General features: G+C 68.2%; 21 protein-coding genes. 3 read left to right on the plus strand and 18 right to left on the minus strand.

Translation table 11 applies throughout. The annotated features are described in order from the left end of the window. The 3 genes from NMP03_RS11250 to NMP03_RS11260 form a co-directional block, all read right to left on the minus strand. Complete coding sequence (locus tag NMP03_RS11250) at positions 1-306, minus strand: YggT family protein (protein WP_319937590.1); 306 nt, start codon at positions 304-306, stop codon at positions 1-3. 210 nt (positions 307-516) lie between these two features. Further along, positions 517-1,416 (minus strand): acetylglutamate kinase, encoded by a 900-nt coding sequence (argB, locus tag NMP03_RS11255; RefSeq protein WP_256505505.1) that lies wholly within the window; start codon positions 1,414-1,416, stop codon positions 517-519. 42 nt (positions 1,417-1,458) lie between these two features. Further along, positions 1,459-2,112 (minus strand): queuosine precursor transporter, encoded by a 654-nt coding sequence (locus NMP03_RS11260; protein WP_256505506.1) that lies wholly within the window; start codon positions 2,110-2,112, stop codon positions 1,459-1,461. Between the two features lie 261 nt (positions 2,113-2,373). Here NMP03_RS11260 and NMP03_RS11265 point away from each other — a divergent pair, with 261 nt between their 5' ends. The 3 genes from NMP03_RS11265 to NMP03_RS11275 all read left to right on the plus strand — a co-directional run bounded on the left by NMP03_RS11265 (position 2,374) and on the right by NMP03_RS11275 (position 5,708). Further along, positions 2,374-3,639 carry a NupC/NupG family nucleoside CNT transporter gene (locus NMP03_RS11265; RefSeq protein WP_256505507.1) on the plus strand — a complete coding sequence of 422 codons (1,266 nt, stop codon included), beginning with the start codon at positions 2,374-2,376 and terminating at the stop codon, positions 3,637-3,639. Positions 3,640-3,804: 165 nt separating this feature from the next. Further along, positions 3,805-4,755 (plus strand): isoaspartyl peptidase/L-asparaginase family protein, encoded by a 951-nt coding sequence (locus NMP03_RS11270; RefSeq protein WP_256505508.1) that lies wholly within the window; start codon positions 3,805-3,807, stop codon positions 4,753-4,755. Between the two features lie 71 nt (positions 4,756-4,826). Continuing rightward, entirely contained in the window at positions 4,827-5,708 is an 882-nt protein-coding gene (locus NMP03_RS11275; RefSeq protein ID WP_256505509.1) for a S1/P1 nuclease, read from the plus strand. 153 nt (positions 5,709-5,861) lie between these two features. On the opposite strand, the gene pal is transcribed toward NMP03_RS11275, so the two are convergent. From pal to NMP03_RS11350, 15 genes are all read right to left on the minus strand, one after another. Continuing rightward, complete coding sequence (gene pal, locus NMP03_RS11280) at positions 5,862-6,386, minus strand: peptidoglycan-associated lipoprotein Pal (RefSeq protein ID WP_256505510.1); 525 nt, start codon at positions 6,384-6,386, stop codon at positions 5,862-5,864. Positions 6,387-6,439: 53 nt separating this feature from the next. Beyond that, entirely contained in the window at positions 6,440-7,786 is a 1,347-nt protein-coding gene (gene tolB, locus NMP03_RS11285; RefSeq protein ID WP_256508103.1) for a Tol-Pal system beta propeller repeat protein TolB, read from the minus strand. A gap of 80 nt (positions 7,787-7,866) precedes the next feature. After that, positions 7,867-8,856: a cell envelope biogenesis protein TolA gene (locus NMP03_RS11290; protein WP_256505511.1), complete on the minus strand. Its 990-nt coding sequence runs from the start codon at positions 8,854-8,856 to the stop codon at positions 7,867-7,869. A 16-nt stretch (positions 8,857-8,872) separates the two neighbouring features. Then, positions 8,873-9,310 (minus strand): protein TolR, encoded by a 438-nt coding sequence (gene tolR / locus NMP03_RS11295; protein WP_256505512.1) that lies wholly within the window; start codon positions 9,308-9,310, stop codon positions 8,873-8,875. Positions 9,311-9,461: 151 nt separating this feature from the next. Then, positions 9,462-10,154: a protein TolQ gene (gene tolQ, locus NMP03_RS11300; RefSeq protein WP_256505513.1), complete on the minus strand. Its 693-nt coding sequence runs from the start codon at positions 10,152-10,154 to the stop codon at positions 9,462-9,464. Further along, positions 10,155-10,610, minus strand: coding sequence for a tol-pal system-associated acyl-CoA thioesterase (gene ybgC / locus NMP03_RS11305; RefSeq protein ID WP_256505514.1), 456 nt, complete (start codon positions 10,608-10,610; stop codon positions 10,155-10,157). It abuts the gene before it with no gap. Between the two features lie 314 nt (positions 10,611-10,924). Beyond that, positions 10,925-11,947 carry a Holliday junction branch migration DNA helicase RuvB gene (gene ruvB / locus NMP03_RS11310; protein WP_256505515.1) on the minus strand — a complete coding sequence of 341 codons (1,023 nt, stop codon included), beginning with the start codon at positions 11,945-11,947 and terminating at the stop codon, positions 10,925-10,927. A 79-nt stretch (positions 11,948-12,026) separates the two neighbouring features. Continuing rightward, the gene (locus NMP03_RS11315) at positions 12,027-13,262 is read right to left on the minus strand and encodes an endo-1,4-beta-xylanase (RefSeq protein WP_256505516.1); all 1,236 of its coding nucleotides are present in this window, start codon (positions 13,260-13,262) and stop codon (positions 12,027-12,029) included. Positions 13,263-13,394: 132 nt separating this feature from the next. After that, the gene (gene ruvA / locus NMP03_RS11320; protein WP_256505517.1) at positions 13,395-13,997 is read right to left on the minus strand and encodes a Holliday junction branch migration protein RuvA; all 603 of its coding nucleotides are present in this window, start codon (positions 13,995-13,997) and stop codon (positions 13,395-13,397) included. Positions 13,998-14,098: 101 nt separating this feature from the next. After that, positions 14,099-14,896 (minus strand): MipA/OmpV family protein, encoded by a 798-nt coding sequence (locus tag NMP03_RS11325; RefSeq protein ID WP_256505518.1) that lies wholly within the window; start codon positions 14,894-14,896, stop codon positions 14,099-14,101. Positions 14,897-14,937: 41 nt separating this feature from the next. Continuing rightward, entirely contained in the window at positions 14,938-15,423 is a 486-nt protein-coding gene (gene ruvC, locus NMP03_RS11330; protein WP_256505519.1) for a crossover junction endodeoxyribonuclease RuvC, read from the minus strand. 13 nt (positions 15,424-15,436) lie between these two features. Continuing rightward, entirely contained in the window at positions 15,437-16,180 is a 744-nt protein-coding gene (locus NMP03_RS11335) for a YebC/PmpR family DNA-binding transcriptional regulator (protein WP_256505520.1), read from the minus strand. A 115-nt stretch (positions 16,181-16,295) separates the two neighbouring features. Then, a complete protein-coding gene (locus NMP03_RS11340; RefSeq protein WP_256505522.1) occupies positions 16,296-16,535 on the minus strand; it encodes a DUF2312 domain-containing protein in 240 nt (79 codons plus the stop codon). 82 nt (positions 16,536-16,617) lie between these two features. Next, complete coding sequence (locus NMP03_RS11345) at positions 16,618-17,964, minus strand: metal-dependent hydrolase family protein (RefSeq protein ID WP_256505523.1); 1,347 nt, start codon at positions 17,962-17,964, stop codon at positions 16,618-16,620. 90 nt (positions 17,965-18,054) lie between these two features. After that, positions 18,055-18,432, minus strand: a complete 378-nt coding sequence (locus NMP03_RS11350) for a DUF1244 domain-containing protein (RefSeq protein WP_256505524.1) — start codon at positions 18,430-18,432, stop codon at positions 18,055-18,057. Between the last annotated feature and the right edge of the window lie 17 nt (positions 18,433-18,449).

Below are 18,449 nucleotides of genomic sequence, written 5' to 3' on the forward strand. Positions count from 1 at the left end.
TTAAAGCGGCACCGCGCCGCCCGTTGCGATGTTGGCGGCGAGCCGGCTGACGATGATGTCGACGATCGACAGTCCGATCAGCACCACCATCGGCGCCAGGTCGAGCGAGCCGAAATCTGGCAATATCCGCCGGATCGGGCGATAGACCGGCTCGGTCAGCGCATCGAGCCCGTTCCAGATCGAACGGACGAAATCATTGCTGGTGTTGATGACGTTGAACGCGATGAGCAGCGACAGCACGATATGGATGATGATCACCCACCGCGCGATGGTGATCAGCATCTGGATGATTTCGAGCAGGATCAACAAGCTTGGCTCTCCGCGTTACGACGTGTGCCGTCATATCGGGTCTCGCCGCGCTGGGGCAAGGTGCGTCCCTTTAATCCTCCCCCGCCAGGGGGAGGTGGCAGCCCGAAGGGCTGACGGAGGGGGCGGATTACCAACACCCGGCTCGTGCCCGCCCCCTCCACCAGCTTCGCTGGTCCCCCTCCCCCTGGCGGGAGAGGAATTATCGGATCACCGCCGCACCAACGTCCCTGCGCCGCCGCGGGTGAAGATCTCGAGCAGCATCGCGTGCGGCACTCGCCCGTCGAGGATCACCGCGGCGTCGACCCCTGCCGCGACCGCGTTGACGCAGGTCTCGACCTTGGGGATCATGCCCCCCGAGATCGTCCCGTCGGCGGTCAGCTCGGCGATCTGCTGCGGGTTGAGGTCGGTCAGCAGGTTGCGGTCCTTGTCCATCACCCCGGCGACGTCGGTCAGCAGGAAGAATCGCTTGGCCCCGATCGCCCCCGCGATCGCCCCCGCCATCGTGTCGGCGTTGATGTTGTAGGTCTGGCCGTCGGCGCCCAATGCCACCGGCGCGATCACCGGGATCACGTTCTGCGCCGCGAGCACCTGCAGGATCGACGGATCGACCGCCACCGGCTCGCCGACGAAGCCGAGGTCGACATGGCGCTCGATCCCCGAATTGCGATCGGGCTCGGTACGCCGAACCTTCTCGGCGATGACGAGCCCGGCATCCTTGCCCGAAATCCCCACCGCGCGGCCGCCGGCGGCGGCGATCCAGCCGACGATTTCCTTGTTGATGCTGCCCGCCAGCACCATTTCGGCGATCTCGGCGGTCGCCTTGTCGGTGACGCGCAGGCCGTTGACGAAGCGCGATTCGACCCCCAGCCGCTTGAGCATCGCGCCGATCTGCGGTCCGCCGCCATGGACGACGATAGGGTTGATCCCCACCGCCTTGAGCAGCACCACATCCTCGGCGAAGTCGCGCTGCAGCTCGGGATCGCCCATCGCGTGCCCGCCATATTTCACGACGAAGGTCGCGCCCGCATAACGCTGCAGATAGGGCAGGGCTTCGGTGAGCGTCTCGGCCTTGGCGAGCATGGCGGGGTCGGGGGCGTGGTCGGTCATGCGATGCGCCATAATGCGACGCGCGCTTTTCCCCAACCCCGTTCAGGCGGTGGCAGCCGCCCGCGTCCTATCCAGCCGCCGTCCCAGCCCGACGAAGAGATAGATCAGCGGCGGCACCATCACGATCGACAGCACCACCTTGGTCAGCAACTGCCCCACCAGCAATTCGCCGATCGGGAACAAGCCATAGAAGGCGACCGAGATGAAGATCAGCGTGTCGACGATCTGCGACAACGCGCTCGCCGTCGCCGCGCGCAGCCACAACAATCCACCCTGCCCGCGCCGCATCGCATCGAACAGCGTGACGTTGAGCGTCTGCGACACGCCATAGGCAATGATCCCCGCGATCCAGATCCGCCAGGTCGCGCGCATCATCAGGTCGAACGCCGCCAGCCGCTCGGGCTCCATGCTCGCCGAGGCCGGCACCTGGAGCACCAGCAGCACCAGCAGGATCGAGAAGATCAGCGGGATGAAGCCGAACCACACCAGATGCTTGGCGATCGTCGCGCCGTGTAGCTCGGCGATCGCGCTCGAGACGACGACCAGCAGCAGGAAGGCGAAGATCCCCGCCTCGACCGCGAGCGGCCCCAGCGCCACCTGCTTGTTGCCGAGCACGCCCGCGATGCAGACCATGCCGCCGTAGAAGATCGAGAAAAGGAACAGCGAGCGCGGGATCGCGGGAGAGTTGGGGTGCATGCCAGGGGGGTAGAGGAAAAGGCGACGCAAGCAAATCCTCACCGGTACGGGGAGGTGGCAGCCCGCAGGGCTGACGGAGAGGGGCATCCACGCCGCGGCGCGCTGGCGGAAGCCCCCCTCCACCAGCCTTTGGCTGGTCCCCCTCCCCGGCCCGGGGAGGATCGATCGTCACATCGCGCTTCCATCGCCCGGCGTCCTGTGTCACCTGCGACCTTTCACCTTCGCCGCTCCGCGCGGCGCGCTTGGGGAAGCGACAGGGTTTTGTTCACACGGTTTCTGATCGGCCTGGCCGGTATCGCGGTCATCCTGGGGCTCGCCGTCCTGCTGTCGACCAATCGCCGCGCGATCCGGCTTCGCGTGGTGGGGGCTGCGTTTGCGTTGCAGGCGGGGATCGCCTTCCTCGTGCTCTACGTCCCCGCCGGACGCGCGATGATCGGCACGATGGCAGCGGGCGTCACCGCCTTGCTCGGCTATGCCCAGGCGGGCACCGACTTCATCTTCGGCCCGCTCGCGCGCCCCGACATGGGCGGCGCGAGCTTCGCGATCTCGGCGCTCCCGGTGATCATCTTCTTCGCCAGCCTCGTCTCGGTGCTGTATCACCTGCGCGTCATGCAGTTCGTCATCCGCTATGTCGGCGGCGCGATCGAGAAGGTGACCGGGGTGTCGAAGGTCGAATCGCTGTGTTCGGCGGCGAACATCTTCGTCGGCCAGAGCGAGTCGCCGCTCGTCATCAAGCCCTATCTGGCGGCGCTCACCCCCAGCCAGCTGTTCGCGGTGATGTCGGTAGGCATGGCGGGGGTCGCAGGCACGATTCTGGCGGCCTATGCCTCGTTCCTCGGGCCAGCCGCCCTGCCCTATCTGCTCGCCGCGAGCTTCATGGCGGCGCCGGGCGGGCTGTTGATGGCCAAGATCATCATGCCCGACGATCCGGTCGAGCCCGAATTGCCGCTGGCGGGCGAGCCCGACGACGCGGTGATCGCGGTCGGCGAGAAGGTGGAGGAAGACGAGCGCGCCGCCAACGTCATCATGGCCGCCGCGATGGGCGCGCAGATCGGCGTCAAGATCGCGGTCGCGGTCGGCGCGATGGTGCTGGCGTTCGTCGCGCTGGTGGCAATGGCCAACGGGCTGCTCGGCGCGGTCGGCGGCTGGTTCGGCTATCCGACGCTCAGCTTCCAGGCGGTGATCGGCAGCTTCTTCAAACCGATCATGTTCCTGCTCAACATCCCCTGGGACGAAGCCGGGCGCGCGGGCGGGCTGTTCGGCACCAAGCTGGTGCTCAACGAATTCGTCGCGTTCATCGATCTCGGCCGGATGGGCGGCGAATTGAGCACGCGCACCACCGCGATCATCACCTTCGCGTTGTGCGGCTTCGCCAATTTCAGCTCGATCGCGATCCAGATGGCAGCGACGGGCAGCCTTGCGCCCAACCAGCGGCCGGTAATCGCGCGGCTGGGCATCCGCGCGCTGCTCGCGGGGAGCTTGGCGAACCTGATGTCGGCGGCGCTGGCGGGGTTGATCCTGCCTTGACCGGTCCCCCTCCCGCTTGCGGGAGGGGCTAGGGGTGGGACTTTCTTACTCCCCGTTGCATAAACATCGAGCCCATCCCCGACCCCTCCCGCCAGCGGGAGGGGGGAAGAAGGAATATCCATGCCCTTCGCACGCACCATCATCGCTACCATCGGAGCCCTGACCATGACCGCCACCCCCGCCGCCGCCCAAGACAATCCCGGCTGGACTTTGGTCATCCATGGCGGCGCGGGCGTGATCGAACGGGCGCGGATGACCCCCGAGCGCGAAACCGCCGCGCGCGCCGGGCTGAACGCCGCGCTCGATGCCGGGACCAAGGTCCTGGCGGCGGGCGGCAGCGCGCTCGACGCGGTCGAGGCGGCGGTGCGCGTGCTCGAGGATGACCCGAGCTTCAACGCCGGGCGCGGCGCGGTCTTCACCTATGAAGGCACCAACGAACTCGACGCCGCGATCATGGAGGGCACCACGCGCAAGGCGGGCGCGGTCGCCGGCATCAACGCGACCAAGAACCCGATCGGCCTGGCGCGCGCGGTGATGGAGAACAGCCCGCACGTGATGCTCGCGGGCGAAGGCGCGAACCGCTTCTCGCGCGAGCAGAAGCTCGAACAGGCCGGTCCCGAGTGGTTCGCCACCGACGAACGCCGCCGCCAGCTCGACGAGCTCAAGTCGCAGGGCGCCAGCGCCTACGACATCGACATGAAATACGGCACCGTCGGCGCGGTCGCGCGCGACGCCAAGGGGCATGTCGCCGCCGCGACCTCGACCGGCGGCGTCACCGGCAAGCGCTGCGGCCGGATCGGCGATTCGCCGCTGATCGGGGCGGGCACCTATGCCGACGACCGCGCCTGCGCGATCTCGGCCACCGGGGCCGGTGAATTCTTCATCCGCGAGGGCGTCGCGCACGAAATCTGCGCGCGGGTGCGCTTCAAGGGCGAGACGCTGAAGGCCGCTGCCGATGTCGTGATGGCCGAGACGCTGGCGCTGGGCGGCACCGGCGGGGTGATCGTCACGGGGCCGAGCGGCGAGATGGCGTACAGCTTCAACACCCCGGGGATGTATCGCGGCATGGCGAACGCTGGGGGCAAGCGGAGCGTGGCGATTTACGGGGACGAGTGACGGTTCTCCCCTCCGCCACGGGGAGAGGGGGAAGTATTGGATTCGTCATAAAGCGCCGCTAGCGCGGGCACATGCTTCGTACCCTCGCCCTGCTCGCCGCGCTGTTCGCACTCGCCTTCCACACCCCCGCCCAGGCCTATGGCCGCTACGCGCACGGCGCGGTCGCGCGGATCGCGCTCGCCAACGCGAGCCCCGCGACCCGCGCCAAGGTAGCGGCGATGCTGCGGCAGACCGCGCTGCTCCAGACCCCCAGCTGCCGCGCCGCCAGCCCCGAAGATGCCAGCGTCTGGCCCGATTGCATCCGCGCAATGGGCGAGCGGTTCAGCTACACCTCGCCCTGGCACTATCAGAACATCGACATCTGCAAGCCGTTCGACCCGGCAAGCGCGTGCAAGGACGGCAATTGCGTGTCGGCGCAGATCGACCGGCAGGTGAAGATCCTGCAGAACAGCACGATCCCGCAAAGCGAAAAGGTGGCGGCGCTTGCCTTCCTGATCCACTTCGTCGGCGACCTGCACATGCCGCTCCATGCCGGCGACCGCGGCGATCGCGGCGGCAACGACGTGAAATCGAGCTATGGCGACTATGTGAGCGAGCGGCTCAACCTGCATTCGGTGTGGGACGGCCAATTGGCCGAACGTGCGCTGACGACGCCGCCTTCGCTCGAGCGTGTCTATTCGGCGGAGGAGCGCGCCGAGCTAGCCGCCGGAACGACCGAGGACTGGAGTCGCGAGGCCTGGGGGGCGAGCCACGACGTCGCCTATGCGCTGGCGCTCGGCGGCGATCCGTGCGGACCCAAGCCCGAGGGGCGGGTGACCCTCACCAACGCCGCGATCGAACAGGCGATCGCGCCTGCGCGGTTGCAGGTCGAGCGCGCGGGGCTGCGGCTGGCGCGGCTGCTCGACGAGGCGCTCGATCCGACGAAGGCGTTCACGCCTGAGCGGCGGCGGTAGGGGGAGACCGCCGCTACTCCCGTCACCCCAGCGAAAGCTGGGGTCTCCCTTTAATCGAGCGCACGCCCCGCCGCAGGAGACCCCAGCTTTCGCTGGGGTGACGATTGGCGTGGGTAGGCTATCCCCCTCCCGCAATCGGGAGGGGGACCAAGTTCAACTCACCACCACGGTAACCGCGCGGCGATCCTGTGCCCAGGCGGCTTCGCCCGAACCACCCAGCGGGCGTTCCTTGCCATAGCTGATCGTCGTGATCCGATCGGCCGAGATGCCGCGCGCGACCAGATAGTTCTTCGCCGAATTGGCGCGGCGATCGCCCAGCGCGAGATTGTATTCGCGGGTGCCGCGCTCGTCGGCATGCCCCTCGATCGTGATCCGCGTCGCGGGATATTGCGCCAGCCAGGTCGCCTGCCCGTCGAGGATCGCGCGCGCGGTGGGATCGATGTCGTAGCTGTCGAGCTCGAAATTCACCGTGTCGCTCTGGACCGAGCGGCGGAAATCCTCGGCCGATCCGGGGACGCTGCCGGTGCCGACATTGCCGTCGTTCATGCCCGTGCCGGGTGCCGCCGTCCCGGTTTCGCCGGGTGCCGGCGGCAGCACTTCGGGGCGCTTCTTGGCGCAGCCGGCGGTGGCCAGCAAGGCCGCACCCAGGATCAGCACCGTCGTTTTCTTGGTCGCCATGTCGTCGTCTCCTCTGAAACTTCAAATCGGTACGCGGTTGGATGGTTCCGGTATCAGGGCCGGACCGGGCCCCAGCTGGGGTCCGACCCGTCGAGCGGGGTGGGGATACGCCGCGCGTTGACGCCGGTCAGGTCGACCGACCAGACCTGTGCCCCCGATCCGCGGCCCGAGCGCAGATAGGTAATGACGCGGCCATTGGGTGCCCAGCTCGGCCCCTCGTCGCCCCAGGCTTCGGTGAGGATCTTCTCGCCGCCGCCCGAAGGATTCATGATGCCGATCTTGAACCCGCCGGCGATCCGCGTGAAGGCGATCAGGTCGCCGCGCGGGCTCCAGGCGGGGGTGCCGTAGCGGCCGCTGCCGAAGCTGATCCGGCTCTGGTTCGATCCGTCGGCGTTCATCACATACAGCTGCTGGGTGCCGCCGCGATCGCTTTCGAAGACGATCTTGCTGCCGTCGGGCGAATAGCTGCCGCCGGTGTCGATGCCGGGCGAATTGGTCAGCCGCTGCGGCGTGCCCCCCGAGGCCGCGACGCGGTACAGGTCGGTATTGCCGTTCTGCGCCATCGAAAACAGGATGCTGCGGCCATCGGGCGAGAAGCGCGGCGCGAAGGCGAGGCTGACCCCCGAAACGACGCGGCGCTGACGCCCGGTGCCGATGTCGTAGACATAGATCGTCGGCTTGTCGTCGACATAGCTCATATAGACGATCGACTGCTGGTTGGGCGCAAAGCGCGGCGTCAGCACGATCGACTGGCCGTTGGTGAGGAATTTGTGGTTGGCGCCGTCCTGATCCATGATCGCCAGCCGCTTGATCCGCCGGTTCTTGGGGCCGGTTTCGGAGACATAGACGATGCGGGTGTCGAAATACGGCCCCTCGCCGGTCAGCCTTGTATAGACGGTGTCGGCGCATTTATGCGCGGCGCGGCGCCAATCGGCGGGCGGCACGACGAAGCCCTGGCGCGACAGCTCGGCGCGGCTGAGCGCGTCGTAGAGATAGCAGCCGACCGTCAGCGTGCCGTCGTTATTGGCGCGGATGAACCCCTGCACCAAGGCCTGCGCGCCGGTGCCGCTCCAATAATCATAGGCGGGCGCGGTGACTTCGGGGAACGACACGGTGCGCAATTGCGCGGGCGCGATCGGGGTGAAGAGCCCCGAGTTGCGAAGGTCGGTGGCGATGATCTCGGCGAGTTGGCGCCCAAGCGCATCGGTCGATCCCGCGGCGGTGCTGGTGACCGCAGGGGTCGGGAAGAAGGGGATCGCGATCGGCATCGGCGCCGAGATGCCACCGGTCACGTCGACGACGAGTTCCTCGCCCTGCTGCTCGGCGGGGGCGGCGAGGGGAGGCGGGACGATCTCCTGCGCGGCTGCAGGGATGGCGATGGTCAGCGCGATCACCCCCATCACCGTTCGAGCGAACGGGGAGAGGTGGGGCTCAAGCCTCACAATCCCAAAGACCGAACGTTCAAGCATAACTTCTCTCCTCAACCGGGCAGCTTGTAGCGCAGCGTGAACGTCCGCCAGCCGCCGGGGGCATCATATAGCTCGGCGGGCAGGCCGCGAAGCGGGGAACAGCCGACGAAGGTCGCGATCGCCAGATCGTTGACGCGATCGACATAGCGGCGGTTGCCGTCGTCGACCCCCTGCGGCTGGCCTACCACCGTCGGGCGCGAGCGCAGCGATCCGTCCTCGGCCAATTGCAGCCGGATCGCGACGCGGATCCGCTCCGCCCCCGGTCCCGGCGTCACCTGGCGGTTCGCGCAGGGCTGGACCTGGCGCAGGATCGCCGAGCCGATATTGGCGAGCTGCGACGCGCCGACACGCTGCGCAGGCGCGGCGTTGCTCGCCTTGCGCGGGGTGTCGTCGGCGCTGAGCCCTTTGAGGAAATCGTCGCCCAGCCGCGACCCGCGTGGGCGCGCCTTCTTGGCGGCGGCGTCGGTGCCGCTGCCCTTGGCGGCGGCGGTCGACTTGGGCGCGGCCTTTGCAGCGGCTGCCTTAGGGGCCGCCTTGGCGGGTGCTTTGGCGGCGGGGCGCGGTGCTGCCTTGGCCTTGGCGGGCGGCGCTTCGGCGGGCGCTGGGCGCTTGGGTGCTGCCTTCGGTGCAGGCTTGGCCGCCGGGCGCGGCGCTGCCTTGGTGACGGGCCGCGGCGCGGGCTTCGCCGCCGGCCGCGGTGCGGGCGCAGGCTCTGGCGGCGCAGGCTCTGGCTCGGGCGCCGGTTCGGGCTCGGCCTCGGCGGGGGCGGGCGGCGCCGCGTCCTCGGGCGGCCCCTCCTCGGGCGCGACCGAGGCCGAGGGCGCTTCGAGCCTCGGCGATTCGGCGACGAGCCCGACCTCGTCGACCAGGCTCACCTCGACCGGGGTCGACACCAGGCTTTCGGGATTGGGGGTCGCCAGGAAGCCGACCGACAACAGCCCGAACAGCACGACATGACCCGCCGCGGCGACGCCGAGCCCGACCTTTTCGGCGCGATCCATCAGGCGCGGCCCCGGCTCAACGCGCCTCGGACCCCACCGTCACCAGCGCGACGCGGTTGAGCCCGGCGCGGTTGAGTTCGCCCATCACGCGCATGACTTCGCCATAATCGAGCGCGCGATCGGCGCGCAGGAACACCTGGCGCGGGTTTTCGGCATTACCCGCGGCGGCGATTTCGGCGAGCACGTCGGGCAGGATCGAGGCGCTCACTTCATTGTCGTTGACGAAGATCTTGCCGCCGGCGTCGAGCGCGACCTGGACGGGCTCCTGCTCCTGGTCGAGCGCCTTGGCGCGGCTGTCGGGCAGGTTCACCGGCACCCCGGTGGTGAGTAACGGCGCGGTGACCATGAAGATGATCAGCAGCACCAGCATCACGTCAACCAGCGGGGTGACGTTGATGTCGGCCATCGGTGCGCGCCTGCCCTTGCCGCGCGACGAGGGGAGATTCATCGCCATTACTTAATCCTCCCCAAGCTTGCTTGGGGAGGGGGACCGTCGCGAAGCGATGGTGGAGGGGCGGCGGCGCAGCCGCCGTTGCACGGCGACCCCCTCCACCATGCTACGCATGGTCCCCCTCCGCTTCGCGCGGGGAGGATTGCAAAGCTCCTCACGCCCCCAGCTCCAATTGCCGGCTGAGCGTGGCGTGGAAGCCATCGGCGAAGCGGTTCAGCCGCGCCTCGATCTTGTTGATGCCATGGCTGAAGCGGTTGTACGCGATCACCGCGGGGATCGCCGCGAACAGGCCGATCGCGGTGGCGAACAGCGCCTCGGCGATGCCCGGGGCGACCACCGCGAGCGATGAATTCTGCGCCTGCGCGATCGCGGTGAAGCTGCGCATGATCCCCCAGACGGTGCCGAACAGCCCGACGAAGGGCGCGACCGAGCCGATCGTCGCGAGCACATTGAGCCGGTCGGACATCCGATCGATCTCGCTCGCGACCGCAGCTCCCATCGCGGTGCCGAGCCGCTCGCGCGTGCCCTCGCGGTCGATCGCCTTGCCCGCGGTCGATCGCCGCCATTCGGCGACCCCGGCGGAAAACACCCGCGCGATCGCCATGTCGCTTTCCGAATGGGTGCGGTGGAACGCATCGACATCCTCGGCGCGGCGATAGTCGTTCTCGAACTGGTCGATCGCCTTGCGCGCGCGGCCGATCTTGCGGCGGAAGCTGACGATGATCGCCCAGGTCCAGATACTCGCCAGCAACAGCCCGAGCATCACGCCCTTCACCACCCAGTCGGCGGTGAGGAACAGCGCCAGCGGGGACAGGGTCGCAGCGTCGGCGTTCACGATTGCTTCCATCTAGCTCGGCTTTCCCTTTTCAGACACGGCGTCGAACGCCTCTACCCACTTTGCCGGCTGGCGTCTCGCACGACCCGAGGGGGCGACGAACGCGGCTTCGACGTGCGCGTCGGTCAACACCAGCCCATCGCGCATGACTCGTTGATGAATATCGACCGAGGCGGCGCGAATTCGCGTGATCGTCGAAATCACCACCAGCGCATCGTCGAGCCGGGCGGGCGCGGCATAGCGGATGCGCAGATCGCGCACGACATAGGCGCCCTCGCCCGCCTCATGCGCGGCGCGCTGATCGACGCCCGCGACGCGCAGCATGTCCGAGCGCGCACGCTCCATGTAGCGCAGATAATTGGCGTGGTAGACGACGCCCGACAGGTCGGTATCCTCGAAATAGACGCGCACCGCGAAGCGATGCTCGCCGCCCACGAAGCGGCCCGATTGCGGGGTGTCGGGCGTCATTCGCGCGCATTAACCAAGGCTTGAGGGCGGGTCAAAGCTTGTGCGGTGGATGCGGGCGCGAGGGAAGCGCGAATGTGGCGGTGGCGAAAGCCCCGTCGTATTCCGCGAACCGCTGGTCGCGCGCTTCTCCCCTTCCTGGAAGAGTGCCGGGTCGGCCATGCCCCCGGCATGGCCTGGACAGCGCGGGGCGCTGTTCACCCGGCACTGGGTCGGGGGTAGGTCGAGTGCTCACGATACGGATGGGTGCGGTGCGCGGGTTCCGTAGCTCCCGGACCCTACCCACCCCCTGCCCCTCCCTTTCAGGGAGGGGGAAGCTAGTCGAACAGCCCGTCCTGGACGCCGCTGGGTACCGGCAGTCCCAGATGCTTCCACGCCGCGCCGTTGAGGCAGCGCCCGCGCGCGGTGCGTGCGATCATGCCGATCTGGATGAGATAGGGCTCGATCACTTCCTCGACGGTGTCGCGCGGCTCGGACAGCCCCGCCGCCAGCGTTTCCACGCCCACCGGCCCGCCGCGATAAATGTCGGCGATCATCAGCAGATAGCGGCGATCCATCGCGTCGAGCCCGAGCGAATCGACCTCGAGCCGGTTGAGCGCCGAATCGGCGGTGCGCGCATCGACGATTGGCGCGCCGGCCACGTTAGCGAAGTCGCGCACCCGGCGCAGCAACCGCCCGGCGATGCGCGGGGTGCCACGCGCGCGCCGCGCCACTTCGCGCGCGCCATCGGGCGAGATCGCCAGGTCGAGCAGCCCGGCCGCGCGGGTGATCACGCGCTCAAGCTCGTCGACGGTGTAGAATTGCAGCCGGATCGGAATGCCGAACCGGTCGCGCAAGGGGGTGGTTAGCAGCCCCTGCCGCGTCGTCGCACCCACCAGGGTGAAGCGCGGCAGATCGATCCGCACGCTGCGCGCCGACGGCCCCTCGCCGATCATCAGGTCGAGCGCGCGATCCTCCATCGCCGGGTAGAGCACTTCCTCGACCGCGGGCGCCAGCCGGTGAATCTCGTCGATGAACAGCACGTCGCCATCCTCGAGATTGGTCAGCAGCGCGGCGAGATCGCCCGATTTGGCGATCACCGGTCCCGACGTGGCGCGAAACCCCACCCCCATCTCGCGCGCGACGATCTGCGCCAGCGTGGTCTTGCCGAGGCCGGGCGGGCCGAAGAACAGCACATGATCGAGCGCCTCGCCGCGCGACCGCGCCGCTTCGATAAAGATCCGCAGATTCTCGCGCGCGCCCTTCTGCCCGACAAAATCGTCGAGCGATTTGGGGCGAAGCGCGGCATCGACATCGTCGGGCTTGCGCAACGGGGTGAGGATGCGGTCGGTGTCGGTCACACCCTGCATTAGCCGCGCGCGCGGCGGAACGAAAGCGGGACATCGAACCGCCCGCCCCCATCCTGGCGACCGATGGCGATCAGCGCGCGGTAGTTGCCTGGAAGGCTGCGCGGATCGCATCGTATAACGGCTTCGCCCGCGCCTCGGCATCATAGGGACAGGGCCTCACCGGCTGTCCGTCGGGCCGCGGCGAGAAATTCTGCAGCCAGCTATATTTGTCGTTCATCCCCCAGACGAGCACGTCCTTGAGCTGCGGATAGCTGAACAACAAGTCGAGCCATGCCTTGCCATAGACCGCGACATCGGCGTCGCGCTGCGCGATGGTACCGGTGCGGTTGCGATCGCTGACATCGAGTTCGGTGATAATGAGCTTGTACCCCAGCCCGGTCACCTGATCGAGCCAGCTGCGCATACCGGGGATCTGCGCGTCGGCGATCGATTGCGCGGTGCCCGACGAATAGAAGCCGATATGCGACTGGATGCCCAGCGCATCGACCGGCACGTTGCGATCGCGAAACCCCCGCAGCAGCGCGAGCACGCCGTTGCGATGCGTGACCGATCCCCAGTCCATGTAATCGTTATACACCAGCTCGGCGGTGGGCAGTTCCTCGCGCGCGGTGCGGAAGGCCAGGTCCATGATGCTGGCGTCGCCGCCCACCGTGTCGCCGAGCCTGTTGCGGCGGATCGCGCCGGTGCTCGGCTCGATCGCCTCGTTCACCACGTCCCAGCTCTTGATCCGGTTACCGAAATGGCGCGAGACGTTCTGGACATGGGTGCGGATCAGCCGTTCGGCGGTGGCGCGCGGATTGGTCCCAAGATCATAGCTGCGCAGCCAGGCTGGAAAGCGCTCCTGGATGTACCACAGCATCACATGGCCGCGCATCTCGAGCCGCTTGCTTTCGGCATAAGCGAGCATCGCATCGGCGCGGGTCCAGTCGTACACATTCTCGGCGCTCGACTGATATTCCCACTTCATTTCGTTTTCGGGCACCAGCAACTGGCAGTCGCGCTCGAGCAGCGCGGCATAAGCGGGGTTGGCGAACGATCCGGCATCGGCCCCGGCGGCGCTCCACGCCAGCGTCGAGCCGAAGCGCATGCCGCGCGCGGCTGCCGCGGCGGCGAGCGTGATGGTAGGGGTCGGAGTCGGCGTGGGGGTCGGCGTTGGTGTGGGCGTCGGGGTCGGGGCGGGCGTGGGCGTCGGACTGGGCGCGGCGATCGGCGGGCTGCTGCTGTCACCCCCGCCGCCGCTGCACGCAGTGACGCCGAGCGCGCCGGCAAGCACAAGGGTTTCGCGCCGCGAATAGGCCTTCATCATCGCTCTCCTCCCCGGCGATCCGGTGGATCGCGGTCTACGCCCGGATTCGATTCCGAGTCGCCAGACAGATGCTAGCGCTATCACACGGCTGCGCAATATCGGTCGAGCAGCCCTACCCAAATACCGTATCGCTCAGCGCGAGGCGCGCTTGAGCGCCTCACGCACCAGCGTGTCGAAGGCTGCTTCGGGGCCGATCGCATCCTCGGCGGCGCGCACCGCGGCATTGGCCTCGGGCGCGCGAAAGCCCAGGTTGAGCAGCGCCGACACCGCATCCTGCGCCTGCCCGCCGGCAGCGGGCGAAGCACCCGCGACGCCCGCGGTGCCGATACCAAGGCCCCCCGCCTTGTCCTTCAGTTCGCGCACGATCCGTTCGGCAAGCTTGGGGCCAACGCCATTGGCGCGCGCGACCATCGCCTTGTCCTGCCGCGCCACCGCTGCGCGCAGTTCGTCGGGAGCGAGCACCGACAGGATCGCGAGCGCGACGCGCGCGCCGACCCCCTGCACCCCGGTGAGCAGGCGGAACCAGTCGCGCTCGTCGGCATCGGCAAAGCCCATCAGCCGGATCGAATCCTCCGACACCAGCATTTCGGTGTGGATCGTCACCGTGCCGCCGACCGGGCCGATCGCCGCGAGCGTCTTGGCCGACGCGCCGACGAGATAGCCGACGCCGCCGACGTCGATCACCGCATGGTCGATATCGGTCGCCGCCAGCCGTCCGGTGAGGTGCGCGATCATGCGGTGCCAACGATGCGGAAAAGCGGCTCGACGGGAAGTTCAGATGGGTTCATCGCCACGATCTATCAGGGTCCGCGCGATCGAGGAACGCGAAAGCTTTGTCAGCGCACGCCCGCGCCGAAGGTGTAGGTCAGCGCCAGGCCGCCCGACAGCTGGTTGCGCGAACCGAATTCGCGCACCAGCGGCGAGCCGCCGGGATCGCCGACCAGCCGGTCATATTTGGTATAGCCATAGACGCCCCAGCTCGGGGTGAGCTGGCGCAGCAGCCCCGCGGTCGCGCCGACCGCCTGGAGCCCGCCATCGGCGGTGTAGGCGGGCAGCCCCGATGCCGCCGCATCGGCGGACGCGACGCCGAAGAACGCGCGGTTGTAGCGGCTGTTCGACAGCGTCAGCCGCGGCCCGATCGAGAACAGCCAGCGATCGGCGTCGCGCATGACATAATCGCCGCTGATATTGGCGATCAGCCCCTTATGGCCGCCGATTCCCTGCCGCGCCTCGACACGGATCCGCACCGCGTCGGTGACGGCATATTGTGCGAAGCCGCCAAGCTCGACGGTGAAGCCGACATCGGGCAGCGCACCGCCGACCTCGCGTCCGCGGCGCCGGCCTTCGAAGCCGAACGCCGGCCCGATCTGGAACCGCCCCTTGGTCAGCAGCGGCAGCCCGCCGCTTTCGTCGGGGGCTTCGAAGGCGAAGGGGATGTCGCCGCGGGTGCGCGAGACGTCGATGAAGGGGCGAACGTCGTAGCTGTCCGATCCGGGATAGCTCGGCACCAGCTGCGGCCCGAGCGCGATGCGGGTGCGGCGGGGGCCGCGCGGGTCATCGTCCTGCGCGTGCGCGGTGGCGGTGCCGACGCTGGCGAGGATCAGGGCGAGCGCGAGCGGGCGGGCGTTTCTCATGCCCCGAACAAACCAGCTTTTTGCCGGCTTGGCGAGCGACTTCAGCCGGTGACGCGACGGCTCGCCAGATGATGCGCGTGGCAGATCGCCACTGCGAGCGCGTCGGCGGCGTCGGCGCCGTCGATCTTCACCCCCGGCAGCAGCCGCGCGACCATCGCATGGACCTGCGCCTTTTCGGCCGCCCCGGTGCCGACGACCGCCTTCTTGACCAGCCGCGCGGCATATTCGCCAACCTCGAGCCCGCCGCGCGCGAGCGCGCACAGCACGACGCCGCGCGCCTGGCCGAGCTTGAGCGTCGATTGCGGGTTCGAATTGACGAATACCTCCTCGCACGCCGCCGCCTGCGGTGCGTGATCGGCCATGAGCGCGGCGAGCATCGCATCGAGATGCGCGAGCCGGCGCGGCAGCGGCGCGGCGGTGTCGGTCTTCAACCTGCCATTGGCGATGTGCGACAACCGGTTGCCCTCGGCGCGGATCAGCCCCCAGCCGGTGGTGCCGAGGCCTGGGTCGATGCCGAGCAGGATCATCGCACCCAGCTGCTCAACCCAGTTTCTCCATCACCTCGTCGGAGACCTCGTAATTGCCCCAGACGGTCTGGACGTCGTCATCCTCTTCGAGCACGTCGATCAGCTTCATCAGCGTGCCGGCATCGGCTTCGCCGACCTCGACCATCGTCTGCGGGCGCCAGGCGAGCTTGGCGCCCTCGGGCTCGCCGAGCACCGGTTCGAGCGCGCGCGCGACTTCGTGCAAGGCATCCATCGCGGTCCAGATCTCGTGCCCGTCGTCGCTCGAGGTCACATCCTCGGCACCGGCTTCGAGCGCGGCCTCGAACACCTTCTCGGCATCGCCGGCGCTGGCGGGATAGTTGATCAGGCCCATCCGGTCGAAGCCATGGCTCACCGAACCACCCGCGCCCAGATTGCCGCCATTCTTCGACACTGCGGTGCGCACGTTGGTGGCGGTGCGGTTGCGATTATCGGTCAGCGCCTCGATGATCAGGCTGACGCCGCCGGGACCGAAGCCCTCATAGCGGATTTCCTCATAGGTCTCGGCATCGCTGCGCGAGGCCTTTTCGATCGCGCGCTGGATATTGTCCTTGGGCACCGACTGCGCCTTGGCGGCGTTGACGGCGGCGCGGAGCCGCGGGTTCATGTCGGGATCGGGGGTGCCCGCCTTGGCCGCGACGGTGATTTCGCGGCTGAGCTTGGAAAAGAGCGACGAGCGCTTCTTATCCTGCGCACCCTTGCGGTGCATGATGTTCTTGAACTTGGAATGGCCTGCCATCTTTTTTCCTTCCCCCTCTCCCCTTGAGGGGAGAGGGCCGGGGAGAGGGGCAGTATACTGCCGTCCCGTACTGCCCCTCTCCCAACCATCTCCCCTGAAGGGGAGAGGGCTATGATCACACCAGCCCGAGCGCGGTCTTGTAGGTCTCGAGCAGCATTTCTGCCTCGTCGCGGTGGTGCTTCTCCATCTTGCGCAGCCGCACGATGGTCCGCATCGTCTTCACGTCGAAGCCGGTCGATTTCGCCTCGCCATACACGTCCTTGATGTCGTCGGCGATGCCGCGCTTTTCCTCTTCGAGCCGTTCGATCCGCTCGATCAGAAGACGCAGCTGCTCGGCGGAAATATTGTCGCTCATGATTCTCTCGCGATGAATTGGGGTCAGGCGGCGCGGCATAAACCATGCGCGCGCCGGCGCAACCACTATGGCCGGCGCAACCTTAGCGGGCGGGAAAACCCTGCCGCTGCCCGCCCAGCTTGTGCACCGCGCCGCGCCGCATGACGAAGCCGACATCGTTCAACCGCGCGACATCGGCGACCGGGTCGCCTGCGACCGCGATGATGTCGGCGTCCTTGCCCACCTCGATCGTGCCGATTCGATCGGCGCGGCCGAGCAGGGTCGCCGCCTCGACCGTCGCGGTGCGGATCGCGTCGATCGGCTTCATGCCGACCGCGGTCATATAGCCGAATTCGAGCCCGTTGGTGCCGTGCGGGCCGACCCCCGAATCGGTGCCGAACGCGATCTTCATGCCGCTGGCGAAGGCACGGCGGTGGCTTTCCTTGACGACGGTCGCGACCTGTTCGGCCTTGGCGACGCTGGCGGCGGGGCGCTCGCCCGCGCGGCCCTGGCGGATGACGCTTTCGAAGGCGTGCATCGTCGGCACCAGATACGCACCCCGGGCCTTGAAAAGCGCGATCGTCTCGTCGTCGATATAGCTGCCATGCTCGATCGAATCGACGCCGGCGCGAAGCGCGGTGTCGATCCCCGACTTGCCATGCGCATGCGCGGTCGCCTTGCGGCCGAAGGCGTGCGCGGTGTCGACGATCGCCTTCATCTCCTCGAGCGTCATCTGCGCCTCGAGCCCGCCGGCGATATTGCTGCCGACCCCGCCCGATGCGGCGAACTTGATGACTTCGGCGCCGGTGAAGATCTGCTCGCGAGTCGCGCGGCGGCAGTCATCGGCGCCGTTGCACAATTCGGGCGAACCTTCGCGCTCGACATGCGCGAAGTCGCGGCGCAGCCCGTTGGCGTCGCCATGGCCGGCGGTAACCGACACCATCCGCCCGGCATTGACGATCGTCGGCCCCTCGACATCGCCGCGCGCGATCGCGTCGCGCAGCGCGCGGGTGCCGCGCGGCTCGCCGCCCAGGTCGCGCACCGTGGTAAAGCCGGCATCGAGCGTCTTGCGCGCGCTCTGCATTGCAGTGAGCAGCCCGTCCTCGAGATCCTTGGTGGTCTCGTCGAGCCGCGCCTGAAGCGGATAGCCGGTCGAATAGAGATGGACGTGCATGTCGATCAGCCCGGGCAGGACATAGTGGTCCTTAAGATCGACCAGCTTCGCGCCCGCCTCGGGCGCGGCGAAGCCGTCGCGGATCTCGGCGATCTTGCCGTCGCGCACCACGATCGTGCTCTGCCCGCGCGCGCGCTGGCCGGGGCGGTCGAGCAATTGGCCGGCATGGATGTAGGTGACGACAGGGGCGGGGCGCGGGGCGGGTGCCGGCGGCGTCTGCGCTATGGCGGTGGCAGTGGTAGCGAGCAGCGCGGCTGCCGTCAGGATCGTTCGCATCGTTGGTGTTCCCCCTTGGTTGCGGGAACGTAGCCGAGCGCTCGCGGAAGGAAAGCCCCCTTGCTCCCCTCGCTGGAAGGGAGGGGAGCGTTACTTGGGCTCGGTCATCGCGGGGGGATCGCTCGCAGGGAACGTATCCTCGAGCGCCTCATCGAGCGCCGCTTCCTGCTCGACGCGCGCGTTCAGGGCGACGCTCGCCTCCATCCGCGCGATCTGCTCAGGCGTCGCGGGCTGCTGGTGCTCGGCCTTCCACTGCGTATAGGGCATGCCGTACACCGCGCCGCGCGCTTCGTCCTTCGACAGCCCGCCGGCATCGGCCACCCAGTCGCCCAGGCAGTTGCGGCAGAACCCCGCCAGCCCCATCAGATCGACATTCTGCGCGTCGGTGCGATGCTGCAGATGGCGCACCAGCCGGCGGAAGGCGGCGGCGGCGGTGTGGTCGTCGAGCTGGTCGATATCGGTCATCATGTCCCCATCAAGGTTGA

It is taken from the genome of Sphingomonas qomolangmaensis (genome assembly GCF_024496245.1).
In the GTDB taxonomy this organism is placed as follows: Bacteria; Pseudomonadota; Alphaproteobacteria; order Sphingomonadales; family Sphingomonadaceae; genus Sphingomonas; species Sphingomonas qomolangmaensis.